This is a genomic window from Microcystis sp. M53598_WE2 (assembly GCF_030067735.1).
Lineage (GTDB): Bacteria > Cyanobacteriota > Cyanobacteriia > Cyanobacteriales > Microcystaceae > Microcystis > Microcystis aeruginosa.
The window spans coordinates 1-1,521 of sequence record NZ_JASJFE010000676.1 but is presented as its reverse complement, the minus strand read 5'-3'; the positions used below and the strand labels follow the sequence as shown (position 1 = coordinate 1,521).

General features: G+C 40.6%; 2 protein-coding genes and 1 pseudogene. 2 read left to right on the top strand and 1 reads right to left on the bottom strand.

What is annotated here, in order from left to right; all coding sequences use genetic code 11:
- Positions 1-71 precede the first annotated feature (71 nt).
- Positions 72-344, bottom strand: coding sequence for a DUF1345 domain-containing protein (locus tag PX636_RS13795; RefSeq protein ID WP_287691525.1), 273 nt, complete (start codon positions 342-344; stop codon positions 72-74).
- A gap of 159 nt (positions 345-503) precedes the next feature.
- Here PX636_RS13795 and PX636_RS13790 point away from each other — a divergent pair, with 159 nt between their 5' ends.
- Both PX636_RS13790 and PX636_RS13785 read left to right on the top strand, forming a co-directional pair.
- Positions 504-1,058, top strand: coding sequence for a hypothetical protein (locus PX636_RS13790; protein ID WP_004162942.1), 555 nt, complete (start codon positions 504-506; stop codon positions 1,056-1,058).
- Between the two features lie 358 nt (positions 1,059-1,416).
- A pseudogene (locus PX636_RS13785) lies at positions 1,417-1,521 on the top strand (transposase); the annotation flags it as partial.

Below are 1,521 nucleotides of genomic sequence, written 5' to 3'. Positions count from 1 at the left end.
GACTAAGGCGATCGAGATTAATTTTCTGATGAACCATAACTTCCTTAATAAAATATCTTTTTTGCTGAGAGTCAATTACCAATCATTCCAAAAATAATAGCAATAATCGAGACGGATAAAAAATAGGAAAGCATCCCTTGGGTTGCTACCAGTCGCCGCATCGCCGTACTATTAATACTTGTATCGGAGGTTTGATAACAAGCCGCCATACAAAAACCTTGATAGAGAAATTCCGTCCAATTGGGTCGATCGCAATTGGGAAAAACTAGGCCTTTACCATCATGATAGTAGCGCACTGCATATTCTTGGCTGTAGATCAGTTGTCTGGCTAACCAAGCACTAATAATACTAAATCCGGTTTAAAGGGTTAATTATTGCTACTATGGCAAGAGTGCCTCCTGCCTGACTTGCACCAGGAGTCTGTTAATAGCTTCGGAAATTGTCAAAACCGAGATGTAGTTACTCATTGAACACCACAAAGGCTAAAATATGGAGTGTTATTTATGAGCCATTTATCCCTATCCGAACAGATTACCGCGGAACTTCTAGCAATCCTGATCGAAGAAGAAGTCACCTATCCCTGGGATGTAACCGCTGTTGAGAGTCATGATCCCTTAGACCTGACAGAAACGCCTTTTTCTCTGTGTGAAGGACTGGAAGCGACGGCGATCGAAGCACAAGCTGATAGATTCTTTAATAGTTTACACCAAAAATTCCCGACAGTTTCCGTTTCACCCCGGTCTAATATCTTTGATAAATTTGCCTCTTTATTGCCGGCCGAACATTTAAATCGTCTAGTAGAAAGCGCTGAAAATCTAGTTAATAGTCAATTAGACAACCTTGATCGCCTTGTTGTTTGTCTTAGCGATCTCTTTCCCCAATGGTCTCCAGAAGATTTACAGGTTTTTGCTCGTCCCTACGCCTATACTATGCGTAATGGCCAGAGCGAAACCAATATAGAAACCGCAAATTGGCAAAGTCTTTCCGAAATTGAACAAATTCGCCGGAGTGCAGCCATTGCCAGCCAGATTTTCCGCGACCTGTCTTCTCCTCAATAGTCATCTCATTTTATTTTGCACGACTACATTAGGTTACACTTCATCTTTATGAGAAACGCTATATCTCTTTATCTGATTTTTTGCTTTTTGTTTCTACCCGTCAGAAAGATTCTATAACTTGTGATTAACTTTGAAAGCACTTTTTAGGGTTGGATGCGTCATCAGACGCATCCTATATTTTCAAAGTTTCTTACCTAAAATGTCGGATGAATGCCCCCGCTAAATTTTTCGACAAGACATCAACCTTTGCGGGGGATGAAATCCGACCAAGATATTGACTGCGAAGCACGATTTTAATTCTACCATTTGTAAGTAAACTGTGTTATAATCTACTTAACCAATGGTCGAGAATTGTTAGATGCTAGTCGTAGAAGCAAAGCTAAAAAACGGAACCCCAGAGCAATATCACCGGCTTGATGAAGCTATCAAAACTTCTCAGTTTGTGCGTAACTCTTGTGTTCGT

Coding starts and splice junctions, on each gene's coding strand:
- PX636_RS13790 (WP_004162942.1), top strand. CDS start 504: ATGAGCCATTTATCCCTATCCGAACAGATTACCGCGGAACTTCTAGCA.